Annotated in this window: 12 protein-coding genes, 1 tRNA gene and 1 pseudogene; all 14 read left to right on the top strand. The window is 59.5% G+C overall.

Going from position 1 to position 15,754, the window contains the following annotated elements:
* The coding region (locus IEW63_RS14350) for an EF-Tu C-terminal domain-related protein (RefSeq protein WP_505706057.1) at positions 1 to 108 on the top strand (108 nt) is incomplete at its 5' end.
* 57 nt (positions 109 to 165) lie between these two features.
* A tRNA-Trp gene (locus tag IEW63_RS14355) sits at positions 166 to 241 on the top strand.
* Between the two features lie 36 nt (positions 242 to 277).
* On the top strand, positions 278 to 646 hold the full coding sequence (gene secE / locus IEW63_RS14360) for a preprotein translocase subunit SecE (protein ID WP_188637322.1): 369 nt from the start codon (positions 278 to 280) through the stop codon (positions 644 to 646).
* A gap of 9 nt (positions 647 to 655) precedes the next feature.
* A complete protein-coding gene (gene nusG / locus IEW63_RS14365; RefSeq protein WP_188637323.1) occupies positions 656 to 1,189 on the top strand; it encodes a transcription termination/antitermination protein NusG in 534 nt (177 codons plus the stop codon).
* A gap of 114 nt (positions 1,190 to 1,303) precedes the next feature.
* On the top strand, positions 1,304 to 1,735 hold the full coding sequence (gene rplK / locus IEW63_RS14370; protein WP_188637324.1) for a 50S ribosomal protein L11: 432 nt from the start codon (positions 1,304 to 1,306) through the stop codon (positions 1,733 to 1,735).
* On the top strand, positions 1,735 to 2,430 hold the full coding sequence (gene rplA / locus IEW63_RS14375) for a 50S ribosomal protein L1 (protein WP_188637325.1): 696 nt from the start codon (positions 1,735 to 1,737) through the stop codon (positions 2,428 to 2,430). Before rplK ends, rplA begins: the two co-directional genes overlap by 1 nt.
* A gap of 201 nt (positions 2,431 to 2,631) precedes the next feature.
* The gene (gene rplJ, locus IEW63_RS14380) at positions 2,632 to 3,132 is read left to right on the top strand and encodes a 50S ribosomal protein L10 (protein WP_188637326.1); all 501 of its coding nucleotides are present in this window, start codon (positions 2,632 to 2,634) and stop codon (positions 3,130 to 3,132) included.
* Between the two features lie 81 nt (positions 3,133 to 3,213).
* Positions 3,214 to 3,585, top strand: a complete 372-nt coding sequence (gene rplL / locus IEW63_RS14385; protein ID WP_188637327.1) for a 50S ribosomal protein L7/L12 — start codon at positions 3,214 to 3,216, stop codon at positions 3,583 to 3,585.
* 206 nt (positions 3,586 to 3,791) lie between these two features.
* Entirely contained in the window at positions 3,792 to 7,862 is a 4,071-nt protein-coding gene (rpoB, locus tag IEW63_RS14390; RefSeq protein WP_188637328.1) for a DNA-directed RNA polymerase subunit beta, read from the top strand.
* A gap of 67 nt (positions 7,863 to 7,929) precedes the next feature.
* Positions 7,930 to 12,129: a DNA-directed RNA polymerase subunit beta' gene (rpoC, locus tag IEW63_RS14395; protein ID WP_188637329.1), complete on the top strand. Its 4,200-nt coding sequence runs from the start codon at positions 7,930 to 7,932 to the stop codon at positions 12,127 to 12,129.
* A 147-nt stretch (positions 12,130 to 12,276) separates the two neighbouring features.
* Positions 12,277 to 12,607: pseudogene (rpsL, locus tag IEW63_RS14400) on the top strand (30S ribosomal protein S12).
* A 100-nt stretch (positions 12,608 to 12,707) separates the two neighbouring features.
* Positions 12,708 to 13,181 carry a 30S ribosomal protein S7 gene (gene rpsG, locus IEW63_RS14405; RefSeq protein ID WP_188637330.1) on the top strand — a complete coding sequence of 158 codons (474 nt, stop codon included), beginning with the start codon at positions 12,708 to 12,710 and terminating at the stop codon, positions 13,179 to 13,181.
* 21 nt (positions 13,182 to 13,202) lie between these two features.
* Positions 13,203 to 15,305 carry an elongation factor G gene (gene fusA, locus IEW63_RS14410; protein WP_188637331.1) on the top strand — a complete coding sequence of 701 codons (2,103 nt, stop codon included), beginning with the start codon at positions 13,203 to 13,205 and terminating at the stop codon, positions 15,303 to 15,305.
* Positions 15,306 to 15,338: 33 nt separating this feature from the next.
* On the top strand, positions 15,339 to 15,754 hold a 416-nt coding region (locus IEW63_RS14415), incomplete at its 3' end, for a GTP-binding protein (protein ID WP_188637332.1).

The raw sequence follows: 15,754 nt of genomic DNA on the forward strand, positions 1-15,754 counted from the left end.
GACGTGACCCTGATCGCTCCGATCGCCATGGAAGAAGGCCTGCGTTTCGCGATTCGCGAAGGCGGCCGTACCGTTGGCGCCGGCGTGGTTGCCAAGATCATCGCTTAATTAGCGATTGATCTTGACTGGCAGAGCCGGTATCATTGCCGGCTCTGCTGCGATTACAGGCCAGTAGCTCAATTGGCAGAGCGGCGGTCTCCAAAACCGCAGGTTGGGGGTTCGATTCCCTCCTGGCCTGCCAGATTATCTGGCAAAGACAAGACAGGATTTACGATAGATGAGCACCAGGGCAGACTCTTCCGATAACAGCTTGGACGTTCTCAAGTGGATCGTCGTAGCGGCAATTGTTCTCGTTGGAGTGGCCGGTAATCACTATTTTGCTGCTGAATCTGTCTTGTATCGTGCCGTGGCGCTGGTTGCGCTCGGTCTGGTTGCAGGCTTCGTTGCACTGCAGACCGTAAAGGGCAAGGCATTCTGGGCGCTGCTGAAAGAGGCGCGCATAGAAATCCGCAAGGTGGTCTGGCCCAATCGTACGGAAACCACTCAGACGACCCTCATTGTTGTTGCAGTTGTGCTGGTCATGGCCCTGATTCTGTGGGGGCTCGATACCCTGCTGGGTTGGATTATTTCTAAGTTCATTGGCTAAAGGTGTTCCGTGTCCAAGCGTTGGTACGTCATACATGCCTATTCCGGGTTTGAAAAGCACGTAATGCGCTCGCTGCAGGAGCGCGTCAAGCTGGCCGGAATGGAAGACCAGTTCGGTGACATCCTGGTTCCCACCGAGGAAGTCGTCGAGATGCGTGCCGGCCAGAAGCGCAAGAGCGAACGCAAGTTCTTTCCCGGCTACGTGCTGGTTCACATGGAAATGAACGAAGGGACCTGGCACCTGGTCAAGGACACTCCTCGTGTACTCGGATTCATTGGTGGTACCGCTGACAAGCCGGCACCCATCACGGATCGTGAAGCCGAGGCCATCCTCCGTCGCGTAGCCGATGGCAGCGACAAGCCCAAGCCCAAGACACTGTTCGAGCCGGGTGAAGTGGTCCGCGTAATCGACGGCCCCTTCGCTGATTTCAACGGTGTTGTTGAAGAAGTGAATTATGAGAAGAGCCGTGTTCAGGTGGCTGTTCTCATTTTCGGTCGCCCCACGCCTGTGGAGCTCGAATTCGGCCAGGTCGAAAAAGGCTGAGTTCATTCGCCCGCCTGAACCCTGCAATGCCTGAAGGCAGTGCGGGGTTTTGTTGTCGGTGGGCAATACATTAACGGGGAGCCGCGAGGCGCTAGCACCCAATGGAGAAAACTGATGGCAAAGAAGATTCAGGCTTATATCAAGCTGCAAGTCAAGGCCGGCCAGGCTAACCCGAGTCCGCCGGTAGGTCCGGCGCTGGGTCAGCACGGCGTCAATATCATGGAATTCTGCAAGGCGTTCAACGCCAAGACCCAGGGCGTAGAGCCGGGTCTGCCGACGCCCGTGATCATCACTGTGTACAGCGACCGCAGCTTCACTTTTGAAACCAAGAGTACGCCTGCTGCCGTTCTGCTGATGAAAGCCGCTGGCGTGAAGGGCGGTTCCGCTCGTCCGAACAGCCAGAAAGTGGGCACCGTTACCCGTGCTCAGATCGAAGAGATTGCCAAGACCAAGCAGGCGGATCTGACTGCCGCTGATCTGGAATCAGCTGTGCGCACCATCGCGGGCTCCGCCCGTAGCATGGGCCTGACCGTGGAGGGTGTGTAATGGCCAAGCTGACCAAACGCCAGAAGGCAATCAACGAGAAAGTTGACTCCACCAAGCAGTACGGCTTCGAAGAAGCTGCCGCTCTGCTGGCCGAGCTGTCCAACGTCAAGTTTGTCGAGTCCGTCGACGTGGCTGTGAATCTGGGTGTTGACCCGCGTAAGTCCGACCAGGTTGTGCGCGGTGCTACCCTGCTGCCCCACGGCACTGGCAAGACCGTTCGTGTGGCTGTGTTTACCCAGGGTGCCAACGCCGAAGCCGCTCTGGCTGCCGGCGCCGACAAGGTAGGCATGGATGATCTGGCTGCCGAAATGAAAGCCGGCGATCTGAACTACGACGTGGTCATTGCTTCCCCTGACGCCATGCGTGTGGTCGGTCAGCTGGGTCAGGTGCTGGGTCCCCGCGGCCTGATGCCGAACCCGAAGGTGGGCACCGTTGCCGCTGACGTGGGCACTGCAGTGAAGAACGCCAAGGCCGGACAGGTTCGCTACCGTACCGACAAGAACGGCATCATTCACTGCTCCGTAGGCAAGGTCGGCTTCGAGCCGGTCAAGCTGAAGGAAAACGTCGAAGCCCTGCTGGCTGACCTGAAGAAGGCCAAGCCGTCCACCTCCAAGGGTGTCTACCTGCAGCGCGTGACCCTGAGCACCACCATGGGTCCGGGCCTTCAGGTTGATCATGCTTCGCTGAATATCTGATTCAACGGCGCACCGCTTGCGGTGCGCCAACTATTGGGGTCCCTGCCGGTTGGGGGCTATCCAAGACCGTAGGTGGTGAAAGTCTTAAATCGGGAGTCATCCCGGACCTACGCAGATGGTGCTCACGATTCAGTGCAGGCTGGATCAGACACCGAAACACATCGCCTCTGGCGATTAATGGTAAATCCAGGAGTAGAACCCGTGGCAATTAAGCTCGAAGACAAAAAGGCCATCGTCGCTGAAGTCAACGAAGCTGCCAAAGGTGCGCTTTCTGCCGTTGTGGCTGATGCCCGCGGTGTAGGCGTAGCTGCCATGACTGGTCTGCGCAAAGACGCTCGCGAAGCCGGCGTGTACGTACGTGTCGTACGTAACACCCTGCTGCGTCGTGCTGTTGAAGGTACCGAATACGAGTGCCTGAACGAAGTCTTTGTCGGTCCGACTCTGATTGCGTTTTCCAACGAACACCCGGGCGCTGCCGCTCGTCTGTTCAAGGAATTCGCCAAGAGCCAGGACAAGTTCCAGATCAAGGCCGCTGCGTTCGAAGGCAATTACCTTGCAGCTGACCAGGTAGACAAGCTGGCTTCCCTGCCGACTTACGACGAGGCGATCAGCCAGCTGATGAGCGTTATTCAAGGCGCCACCAGCAAGTTCGTACGTACGCTGGCTGCTGTCCGCGATCAGAAGGAAGCCGAAGCGGCCTGATAGGCCTGTCCTCGCTTCTCTCGTTTGCTTTTAATGTTTTGATGCCTCAAAGGGCGTCCCCCAATACAGGAATATAGAGTCATGGCTCTTACCAACGAAGATATCATCAACGCAGTATCCGAAATGTCCGTTATGCAGGTCGTTGAACTGATCAGCGCAATGGAAGAGAAGTTCGGCGTTTCCGCCGCCGCTGCTGTTGCAGCTGGCCCGGCTGCCGGTGGCGCTGCCGCCGCTGAAGAGCAGACCGAGTTCAACGTTATCCTGGCTGCTGCTGGCGACAAGAAGGTTAACGTGATCAAGGCTGTTCGCGAACTGACCGGTCTGGGTCTGAAAGAAGCCAAGGCCATGGTTGACGGCGCTCCGTCCACCATCAAGGAAGGCGTTTCCAAGGACGAAGCCGAAGCCGCGAAGAAGTCGCTGGAAGAGGCTGGTGCATCGGTCGAGCTCAAGTAATCTTGAGCGACCTTGCATCAACAATCTGATCCTCGGTCAGATTGACGGCTGGTGGCCCGAGTGCCACCGGCCTTTTTCCGTTGCAGCCTCATGCAGGTTGCAATGGAACCACTCCAAGCGAGTGCGCAAGACCAGGTCTTGCAAGCATTTTCTGGCTTCCCCGTCGGGGGAGCCACTCAAGCAGGTGACCAAGCTGGGGAACGCTGATGGCTTACTCATACACTGAGAAAAAACGTATCCGCAAGGACTTTGGCAAACTGCCGCATGTGATGGACGTCCCTTATCTGCTGGCTATTCAGCTGGATTCCTACCGGGAATTCCTGCAGGCCGATGCGGAGAAGGACAGCGTTCGTGATATCGGTCTGCACGCGGCCTTCAAATCTGTTTTCCCCATTATCAGCTATTCCGGTAATGCGGCACTCGAGTATGTCGGTTACCGGCTGGGTGAGCCGGCTTTCGACGTCAAGGAATGTGTGCTGCGCGGCGTGACCTATGCGGTTCCGCTGCGGGTGAAAGTGCGCCTGATCATCTTTGATCGCGAATCTGCCAGCAAGGCGATCAAGGACATCAAGGAGCAGGAAGTCTACATGGGGGAAATCCCCCTGATGACCGAGAACGGTACCTTCGTCATCAACGGTACCGAGCGGGTGATCGTTTCCCAGCTGCATCGCAGCCCGGGTGTGTTCTTCGACCACGACCGTGGCAAGACCCACAGCTCCGGCAAGCTGCTGTACTCCGCCCGTGTGATTCCCTACCGCGGGTCCTGGCTGGACTTTGAATTCGATCCCAAGGACGCGGTCTTCGTCCGTATCGACCGGCGCCGCAAGCTGCCGGCCAGCGTGCTGCTGCGCGCCCTGGGTTATCAGACCGAAGAAATTCTCGACATCTTCTACGACACCAACAAGTTCGAGGTGCATGGTGATACGCTGAAGCTGGAGCTGGTGCCCCAGCGCCTGCGTGGTGAAATCGCCACCTTCGACATCACCGATGACAAGGGCAAGGTGATTGTCGAGAAGGGCCGCCGTATCACGGCGCGCCACATCAACCAGCTCGAGAAGGCTGGTGTCAGCAGCCTCGAGGTCCCCTACGACTATCTGGTTGGCCGTACCATTGCCAAGCCGGTCGTGCACCCGGCTACCGGTGAAATCCTCGTTGAATGCAATACCGAGGTGACGGCCGATCTCGTCGAGAAGCTGGTGCAGGCCCAGGTCGGCCACATCGAAACTCTGTACACCAACGATATCGACTGCGGTCCGTTCATCTCCGATACCCTGCGTATCGACACGACGACCACTCAGCTTGAAGCGCTGGTCGAGATCTACCGCATGATGCGTCCCGGCGAGCCGCCGACCAAGGATGCCGCAGAAACCCTGTTCAACAACCTGTTCTTCAGCAGTGACCGCTACGACCTGTCCGCAGTGGGCCGCATGAAGTTCAACCGCCGCATCGGTCGTGAAGAGATCGAAGGCCCGGGTGTGCTGAGCAAGGAAGACATCATCGAGGTCCTCAAGACCCTGGTGGATATCCGCAACGGCAAGGGCGTGGTCGACGACATCGACCACCTGGGTAACCGTCGTATCCGCTCCGTGGGCGAAATGGCCGAGAACCAGTTCCGTGTCGGTCTGGTCCGCGTCGAGCGTGCGGTGAAAGAGCGTCTGTCCATGGCTGAAAGCGAAGGCCTGATGCCGCAGGACCTGATCAACGCCAAGCCGGTTGCGGCGGCAGTGAAGGAGTTCTTCGGCTCCAGCCAGCTGTCCCAGTTCATGGACCAGAACAACCCGCTGTCGGAGATCACCCACAAGCGTCGCGTTTCCGCGCTTGGGCCGGGCGGTCTGACCCGCGAGCGTGCCGGCTTTGAAGTGCGTGACGTACACCCGACCCACTACGGCCGCGTTTGCCCGATCGAGACCCCTGAAGGTCCGAACATCGGCCTGATCAACTCCCTGGCGACCTATGCACGCACCAACGAGTACGGCTTCCTGGAAAGCCCCTACCGTCGCGTAAAGGACACCGTGGTTACCGACGAAATCGTATTCCTCTCCGCCATCGAAGAGGCGGACCACGTCATCGCCCAGGCCAGTGCCGAAGTACGCGATGGCAAGCTGGTCGAGGAGCTGGTAGCGGTTCGTCACATGAACGAATTCAGCGTCAAGGCGCCGGAAGAAGTGACCCTGATGGACGTGTCTCCCCGTCAGGTCGTGTCCGTTGCTGCCTCGCTGATTCCGTTCCTCGAGCATGACGATGCCAACCGTGCACTCATGGGTTCCAACATGCAGCGTCAGGCCGTACCGACCCTGCGTGCCGAGAAGCCGCTGGTCGGTACCGGCATGGAGCGCAACGTTGCGCTGGACTCCGGCGTCTGTGTCACGGCCCGTCGTGGCGGTGTGGTCGACTCCGTCGATGCCAGCCGTATCGTTATCCGGGTCAACGATGACGAAGTCGAAGCGGGCGAAGCCGGCGTCGACATCTACACGCTGATCAAGTACACCCGCTCCAACCAGAACACCTGCATCAACCAGCGCCCGCTGGTGAAGAAAGGTGACGTGGTGGCGGTCAAGGATATTCTGGCCGACGGCTCCTCCGTGGACATGGGTGAGCTGGCCCTCGGGCAGAACATGCGCGTGGCGTTCATGCCGTGGAACGGTTACAACTTCGAGGACTCCATCCTCATCTCCGAGCGTGTGGTGCAGGAAGATCGTTTCACCACCATCCACATCCAGGAGCTGACCTGCGTATCCCGTGACACCAAGCTGGGGCCGGAGGAAATCACCTCCGATATTCCCAACGTCGGTGAAGCGGCGCTGGGCAAGCTGGACGAAGCGGGCATCGTCTACGTCGGTGCTGAAGTGGGCCCCGGCGACATCCTGGTCGGCAAGGTCACGCCCAAGGGCGAAACCCAGCTGACCCCGGAAGAGAAACTGCTGCGTGCGATCTTCGGTGAGAAGGCTTCCGACGTGAAGGACACCTCCCTGCGCGTGCCCACCGGCACCAAGGGTACCGTGATTGACGTTCAGGTATTCACCCGCGACGGCGTCGAGCGTGACAGCCGCGCCCTGGCCATCGAGAAGCAGCAGCTGGACGAGATCCGCAAGGATCTGCAGGAAGAATTCCGCATCGTCGAGACGGCCGCATTCGAGCGTCTGGCCAGCGCCCTGATCGGCAACACTGCCGAAGGCGGCGCCGGTGTGAAGAAGGGCACCGCCCTGACCGCTGAAATCCTGGACGGCATCGAGCGCGGCCAGTGGTTCAAGCTGCGCATGAGCGATGACAGTCTGAACGAGCAGCTGGAGCGCACCCAGGCCTACCTGGTGGACCGCCGCAAGCTGCTGGACGAGAAGTTCGAGGACAAGAAGCGCAAGCTGCAGCAGGGTGATGACCTGGCACCGGGCGTACTGAAGATCGTCAAGGTGTATCTGGCCATCAAGCGCCGCATCCAGCCGGGTGACAAGATGGCTGGTCGTCACGGTAACAAGGGTGTCATCTCGGTCATCATGCCGATTGAGGACATGCCCCATGACGAGAACGGCACTCCGGTGGACATCGTCCTCAACCCGCTGGGCGTACCCTCGCGGATGAACGTCGGTCAGATCCTCGAAACCCACCTGGGTCTGGCGGCCAAGGGTCTGGGCGAGAAGATCAACCGCATGCTCGACGAGCAGCGCAAGGTCGCCGAGATCCGTGATTTCCTCGACGAGGTGTACAACAAGGTGGGCGGTCGTCAGGAAAACCTCGATGCGCTGAGCGACAGCGAGATCATCGATCTGGCCAACAACCTGCGCGCCGGTGTGCCCATGGCGACCGCGGTGTTCGACGGTGCCGAAGAGCACGAGATCAAGCACATGCTGCGTCTGGCAGATCTGCCTGACAGTGGTCAGATGAAGCTGTACGACGGCCGTACCGGTAACGCCTTCGATCGTCCGGTGACTGTCGGTTACATGTACATGCTCAAGCTGAACCACCTGGTTGACGACAAGATGCACGCCCGTTCGACCGGTTCCTACAGCCTGGTTACACAGCAGCCGCTGGGTGGTAAGGCTCAGTTCGGCGGTCAGCGCTTCGGGGAGATGGAAGTGTGGGCACTGGAAGCCTACGGTGCCGCCTACACCCTGCAGGAAATGCTGACTGTGAAGTCGGATGACGTGAACGGCCGTACCAAGATGTACAAGAACATCGTGGACGGTGACCATCGCATGGAGGCGGGCATGCCCGAGTCCTTCAACGTGCTGGTCAAGGAAATCCGTTCGCTGGCCATCGATATCGACCTGGAATCCGAATAACCACCGACTGCCCACGTCTCGGGCGGCGCGATCCGCCGCCCTTGAGACACTGCGAGGAGTATAGGCCTTGAAAGACTTACTGAACCTGCTCAAGTCCCAGGGACAGACTGAAGAGTTCGATTCCATCCGAATCGGCTTGGCATCGCCGGAGATGATCCGGTCCTGGTCGTACGGCGAAGTGAAGAAGCCCGAGACCATCAACTACCGTACCTTCAAGCCCGAGCGCGATGGCCTGTTCTGCGCCAAGATCTTCGGGCCGGTGAAGGACTACGAGTGCCTGTGCGGAAAGTACAAGCGTCTCAAGCACCGTGGCGTCATCTGCGAGAAGTGTGGCGTTGAAGTCGCCCTGGCCAAGGTGCGCCGCGAGCGCATGGGCCACATCGAGCTGGCCTCGCCGGTTGCCCACATCTGGTTCCTGAAGTCGCTGCCGTCCCGTATCGGCCTGCTGCTGGACATGACCCTGCGCGATATCGAGCGCGTGCTGTACTTCGAAAGCTATGTGGTGATCGAGCCCGGTCTGACCACACTGGAGAAGGGTCAGCTGCTGAACGACGAGCAGTACTTCGAAGCGCTGGAAGAGTTCGGCGACGAGTTCGACGCGCGCATGGGGGCCGAGGCGGTATTCCAGCTGCTCAGCGCCATGGATCTGGACCACGAGATTAGCCGTCTGCGCGAGGAAATCCCGCAGACCACCTCGGAAACCAAGATCAAGAAGCTGTCCAAGCGCCTGAAGCTGATGGAAGCCTTCCACACCTCCGGCAACAAGCCTGAGTGGATGGTCATGACCGTGCTGCCGGTACTGCCGCCGGACCTGCGTCCGCTGGTTCCGCTGGACGGTGGCCGCTTCGCGACTTCGGACCTGAATGATCTGTATCGCCGGGTGATCAACCGCAACAACCGCCTCAAGCGCCTGCTGGACCTGGCTGCGCCGGACATCATCGTGCGCAACGAAAAGCGCATGCTGCAGGAGTCTGTGGACGCGCTGCTGGATAACGGCCGTCGCGGCCGCGCCATCACCGGCACCAACAAGCGCCCGCTGAAGTCCCTGGCCGACATGATCAAGGGCAAGCAAGGTCGTTTCCGTCAGAACCTGCTGGGCAAGCGCGTCGACTACTCCGGTCGCTCAGTGATCGTGGTAGGCCCGACCCTGCGTCTGCACCAGTGCGGTCTGCCCAAGAAGATGGCGCTGGAGCTGTTCAAACCCTTCATCTTCGGCAAGCTGGAGCACCGCGGTCTGGCGACCACCATCAAGGCCGCCAAGAAGATGGTCGAGCGCGAGCTGCCGGAAGTGTGGGATATCCTCGCCGAGGTCATCCGCGAACACCCCGTGCTGCTCAACCGCGCACCGACCCTGCACCGTCTGGGTATCCAGGCGTTCGAGCCGGTACTGATTGAAGGTAAGGCCATTCAGCTGCACCCGCTGGTCTGTGCCGCCTACAACGCCGACTTCGACGGTGACCAGATGGCCGTGCACGTACCGCTGACGCTGGAAGCCCAGCTGGAAGCCCGTGCGCTGATGATGTCCACCAACAACATCCTGTCGCCCGCCTCCGGCGAGCCGATCATCGTGCCGTCGCAGGACGTGGTACTGGGTCTGTACTACATGACCCGCTCGCTGGTGAACTCCAAGGGCGAAGGCATGGCCTTCAGCAGCGTCAATGAAGTCGAGATGGCCTATCGCAGCGGCCAGGTCGGCCTGCATGCGCTGGTCAAGGTCCGCATCACCGAGACCGTGATCGACAAGGAAGGCAGCTCGACCACCGAGACCCGTCTGGTTGACACCACTGTCGGCCGCGCGCTGCTGTTCCAGATCCTGCCCAAGGGGCTGCCGTTCTCCCTGGTGGACCAGCCGCTGCGAAAGAAGGCGATCTCCAAGCTGATCAACACCAGCTACCGTGTGGTGGGTCTGAAGGAAACCGTCATCTTTGCCGACCAGCTGATGTACACCGGTTTCGCCTATTCGACCATCTCCGGTGCGTCGATTGGCGTCAACGACTTCGAGATCCCGGAAGAGAAGGCCGAGATCATCGAGCGTGCCACCAGCGAAGTGAAAGAGATCGAGGACCAATACGCCTCCGGTCTGGTCACCGCTGGCGAGAAGTACAACAAGGTGATCGACCTGTGGTCCCGTGCCAACGACGAGATCTCCAAGGCGATGATGGACAACCTCAAGGTTGACCGCATCCTGGACAAGGACGGCAACGAAATCGAACACGATTCGTTCAACTCCATGTACATGATGGCCGACTCCGGCGCCCGGGGTTCCGCGGCACAGATCCGTCAGCTGGCGGGTATGCGTGGTCTGATGGCCAAGCCGGACGGCTCGATCATCGAGACCCCGATCATTGCGAACTTCCGTGAAGGTCTGAACGTACTTCAGTACTTCATCTCGACCCACGGTGCCCGTAAGGGTCTGGCCGATACCGCCCTGAAGACCGCCAACTCCGGTTACCTTACCCGTCGTCTGGTGGACGTAGCCCAGGACCTGGTGATCACCGAGGTGGATTGCGGTACTGATCAGGGTCTGGTCATGAAGCCGCATATCGAAGGTGGTGACATCGTCGAGCCGCTGGGCGAGCGCGTGCTCGGCCGTGTTGCTGCGGTCGACGTGCTCAAGCCGGGCACCGAGGAGGTGCTGCTGACTGCCGGTACGCTGATCGACGAGAAGCTGGTCGATTTCCTGGAAATGAACAGCGTCGACGAAGTGCTGGTGCGCTCGCCGATCACCTGTGAAACCCGCTACGGCGTATGCTCGACCTGCTACGGCCGTGACCTGGCACGCGGTCACCAGATCAACATCGGGGAGGCGGTGGGTGTCATCGCGGCCCAGTCGATCGGTGAGCCGGGTACCCAGCTGACGATGCGTACGTTCCACATCGGTGGTGCGGCGAGCCGGACTGCAGCTCAGGACAGCGTACAGGTGAAGAGCGCCGGTACCATCCGCCTGCATAACCTGAAGCACGTAACCCGTGACGACGGCCAGCTGGTTGCCGTTTCCCGTTCCGGTGAACTGGCTCTGGCTGACGAATTCGGTCGCGAGCGCGAGCGTTACAAGCTGCCCTACGGTGCGGTCATCTCGATTCACGAGGGCGACCAGGTCCAGGCAGGGCAGGTCGTGGCCAAGTGGGATCCGCACACACACCCGATCGTTACCGAGATCGCCGGTACCGTTCAGTTCGTCGGCATGGAGGAAGGTATTACCATCCGCCGTCAGACTGACGAGCTGACCGGTCTGAGCAACATCGAGGTGATGGCGGTGCACGAGCGTCCGTCCGCCGGCAAGGACATCCGTCCGACCATCAAGCTGATCGGCGCGGATGGCAAGGAGCTGATGCTGCCGGGTACCGACGTGCCGGCGCAGTACTTCCTGCCGGAGAAGACCCAGGTCAACCTGTCCGACGGTGTAGAAGTAACCATTGGTGACGTGATCGCGCGGATTCCGCGTGAAACCTCCAAGACCCGTGACATCACCGGTGGTCTGCCCCGCGTGGCCGACCTGTTCGAAGCGCGTCGTCCGAAAGAGCCGTCCATCCTGGCGGAAATCAGCGGAACGATTTCCTTCGGCAAGGAAACCAAGGGCAAGCGTCGTCTGGTGATCACGCCCACCGATGGCAGCGATCCGTACGAGGAGCTGATTCCGAAGTGGCGTCACCTGAACGTGTTCGAGGGTGAACAGGTCACCAAGGGTGAGGTCATCTCCGACGGTCCGAGCAACCCGCACGATATCCTGCGTCTGCTGGGTGTCAGCGAGCTGGCCAAGTACATCGTCAACGAGATTCAGGATGTGTACCGCCTGCAGGGTGTGAAGATCAACGACAAGCACATCGAAGTGACCATCCGTCAGATGCTGCGCAAGGTTGAGATCACCGAGTCCGGTGACTCCAGCTTCATCAAGGGTGACCAGGTCGAGCTGACCCAGGTACTGGAAGAGAACGAAGCCCTGATTGCCCAGGACAAGTTCCCGGCCAAGTACGAGCGGGTGCTGCTGGGTATCACCAAGGCGTCGCTGTCCACCGAGTCGTTCATCTCCGCGGCCTCCTTCCAGGAGACTACCCGCGTGTTGACCGAAGCGGCGGTTACCGGCAAGCGCGACCATCTGCGCGGTCTGAAGGAAAACGTGGTCGTCGGTCGTCTGATTCCGGCCGGTACCGGCCTGGCCTACCACGCCGAGCGCAAGCGTCAGCGCATGGCTGACAAGCCGGCCAGGGTCAGCGCCAGTGAAGTCGAACAGGCACTGTCCGATGCGCTGAATTTCAGCGGAAACTAGTCAGACAGCCCGTCGCCCCGAGGCGGCGGGCTGCTTGACGCTCAGGGGCGGGGTCTATAGAATTCCGTACCCCTAAAATAGGCGGGGCGTTCAGCCCTGCCGTTTTATTTTAAATATGTCCCAGGGACATCTATGGAGTTTTGCTAGATGGCAACAATCAACCAGCTGGTTCAAAAGCCGCGCAAGCGTGTTGCTGAAAAAAGCGACGTGCCCGCGCTGCAGAACTGCCCGCAGCGTCGTGGAGTATGTACTCGCGTATATACCACCACGCCGAAGAAGCCGAACTCGGCTCTGCGTAAGGTCTGCCGCGTACGCCTGACCAACGGCTTTGAAGTTTAGCGTCGTTCTGATTCGCGGCGGCCGTGTGAAGGACTTGCCGGGTGTGCGTTACCACACTGTTCGCGGTTCGCTGGATACCTCCGGTGTCAAAGACCGTAAGCAGGGTCGTTCCAAGTACGGCGCCAAGCGTCCGAAGTAAGTTTTTGAATTCTTTTAACCTGAGTCGATAAGAGTAAGGTCAGGCGTAACAAAAGTGTTTCAGTCCTGAGCTAACCTGAAGACCGTTTTGAGGGCTTATCATGCCAAGACGTCGTGTAGCGGCAAAACGTGAGATCCTGCCAGAACCAAAATATGGCAGCCAGATTCTCGCCAAATTCATGAACCATGTAATGGAAAGCGGCAAGAAATCCACCGCTGAGCGTATCGTTTATGGTGCTCTGGAGAAAGTCAAAGAGCGCACCAAGACTGACGATCCGGTCGAGCTGTTTGAGAAAGCGCTCGATGCCATCGCTCCGCTGGTTGAGGTTAAATCCCGCCGTGTAGGTGGTGCCACCTACCAGGTTCCGGTTGAAGTGCGTCCCTCCCGCCGCAATGCCCTGGCAATGCGCTGGCTGGTTGATGCTGCCCGTAAGCGTGGCGAGAAGTCCATGGATCTGCGTCTTGCCGGCGAACTCCTTGATGCAGCCGAAGGCAAAGGCGCAGCGGTTCGGAAGCGTGAAGACGTGCACCGTATGGCTGAAGCGAACAAAGCCTTCTCCCACTATCGCTTCTAAACAACGACTCAGGAGACTATCGTGGCTCGTACAACCCCGATCAATCTGTACCGAAATATCGGTATTTGTGCGCACGTCGATGCGGGCAAAACCACCACCACGGAACGGATCCTGTATTACACTGGCGTGAACCACAAGATGGGCGAGACCCATGATGGTGCCAGTACCACTGACTGGATGGCGCAGGAGCAGGAGCGTGGTATCACCATTACCTCCGCCGCTGTTACCGCCTTCTGGCAGGGTTCCCAGAAGCAGTACAAGCAGCACCGCGTCAACGTTATCGATACCCCCGGCCACGTTGACTTCACCATTGAAGTAGAGCGCTCCCTGCGCGTACTCGACGGTGCGGTCGTGGTGTTCTGCGGCACCTCCGGTGTCGAGCCGCAGTCCGAAACCGTATGGCGTCAGGCCAACAAGTACGGCGTGCCGCGCATCGTCTACGTCAACAAGCTGGACCGTCAGGGCGCCAACTTCCTGCGCGTCGTCGAGCAGATCAAGAAGCGTCTGGGCCACACTCCGGTGCCGCTGCAGCTGCCGATCGGCTCCGAGGAAAACTTCGTCGGCCAGGTCGACCTGCTGCGCATGAAGGCCATCTACTGGAACGATGCCGACATGGGCATGTCCTTCCGCGAGGAAGAGATCCCGGAAGATATGCTCGAGCTGGCCAACCAGTACCGTGAGAACCTGGTGGAAAGCGCTGCCGAAGCCAACGAAGAGCTGATGAACAAGTACCTGGAAGAGGGCGACCTGTCTCTGGAAGAGATCAAGGCTGGCCTGCGTCAGCGTACCCTGGCCAGCGAGATCGTTCCGGCTGTCTGCGGTTCCTCGTTCAAGAACAAGGGTGTGCCGCTGGTACTGGACGCTGTTATCGACTTCCTGCCCGCTCCGGACGAAGTTGCCGCCATCAAGGGTGTGCATCCGGATGACGACGAGAAGGTCGACCAGCGTATCTCCAGTGACGACGAGCCCTTTGCCGCTCTGGCATTCAAGATTGCTACCGACCCCTTCGTCGGTACCCTGACCTTCGTTCGCGTGTACTCGGGCGTGCTGGCTTCCGGTGACTCGGTTGTCAACTCGGTCAAGGGCAAGAAAGAGCGCGTCGGCCGTATGGTGCAGATGCAGGCCAACAGCCGTGAGGAGATCAAGGAGCTGCGCGCCGGTGACATCGCTGCGCTGATCGGCATGAAGGATGTGACCACCGGTGACACCCTGTGTGATGCCGACAAGCCGATCGTTCTGGAACGCATGGACTTCCCCGAGCCGGTTATCCACGTAGCCGTCGAGCCGAAGACCAAGGCTGACCAGGAGAAGATGGGTGTGGCGCTGGGCAAGCTGGCCCAGGAAGACCCCTCCTTCCGTGTTCGCACTGACGAAGAGTCCGGCCAGACCATCATCGGTGGTATGGGCGAGCTGCACCTGGACATCATCGTTGACCGCATGAAGCGCGAGTTCAACGTCGAGGCCAACATCGGCAAGCCGCAGGTGGCTTACCGCGAAGCGATTCGCAACACCTGTGAGATCGAAGGCAAGTTCGTTCGCCAGTCCGGTGGTCGCGGTCAGTTCGGTCACGTCTGGATTCGCTTCGAGCCGGCTGAAGAAGGCGCCGAAGGTCTGATCTTCGCCAGCGAAGTAGTTGGCGGTGTGGTACCGAAGGAATACATTCCGGCGGTACAGAAGGGCATTGATGAGCAGATGAAGAACGGTGTTCTTGCCGGTTACCCGCTGCTCAGCCTCAAGGCAACCATCTTTGATGGTTCTTATCATGATGTGGACTCGAACGAGATGGCGTTCAAAATCGCTGCCTCGATGGCCACCAAGCAGCTGGCCCAGAAAGGCGGTGCCGTTCTGCTCGAGCCGATCATGAAAGTTGAAGTAGTGACCCCCGAGGACTACATGGGTGACGTGATGGGTGACCTCAACCGTCGTCGTGGTCTGGTCCAGGGTATGGAAGACTCTCCCTCCGGGAAGGTAATCCGTGCTGAGGTTCCGCTGGGCGAGATGTTTGGTTACGCCACGGATGTACGCTCCATGTCCCAGGGACGTGCCAGCTACTCCATGGAGTTCTCCAGATACGCCGAGGCTCCCTCGAACATCGTTGACGCTATCATCAAGAAGCAAGGCTGATTGCTTCCTGGCTAATTGAAGAGGTTACTAATCGTGGCTAAAGAAAAGTTTGAACGCAGTAAACCGCACCTGAACGTGGGCACCATCGGTCACGTTGACCATGGCAAGACCACTCTGACCGCTGCTCTGACCCGCGTTTGCGCCGAAGTATTCGGCGGCAGCGGCTCTTCCAAGGGCTACGACCAGATCGACAACGCGCCGGAAGAGAAGGCCCGTGGTATCACCATCAACACCTCCCACGTTGAATATGATTCCCCGACCCGTCACTACGCGCACGTTGACTGCCCCGGTCACGCTGACTATGTGAAGAACATGATCACCGGTGCTGCCCAGATGGACGGCGCTATCCTGGTCTGCTCCGCTGCTGACGGCCCCATGCCGCAGACCCGCGAGCACATCCTGCTGTCCCGTCAGGTTGGCGTTCCCTACATCGTCGTGTTCCTGAACAA

The sequence above is a fragment of the Halopseudomonas pertucinogena genome (assembly GCF_014646575.1).
GTDB lineage: Bacteria > Pseudomonadota > Gammaproteobacteria > Pseudomonadales > Pseudomonadaceae > Halopseudomonas > Halopseudomonas pertucinogena.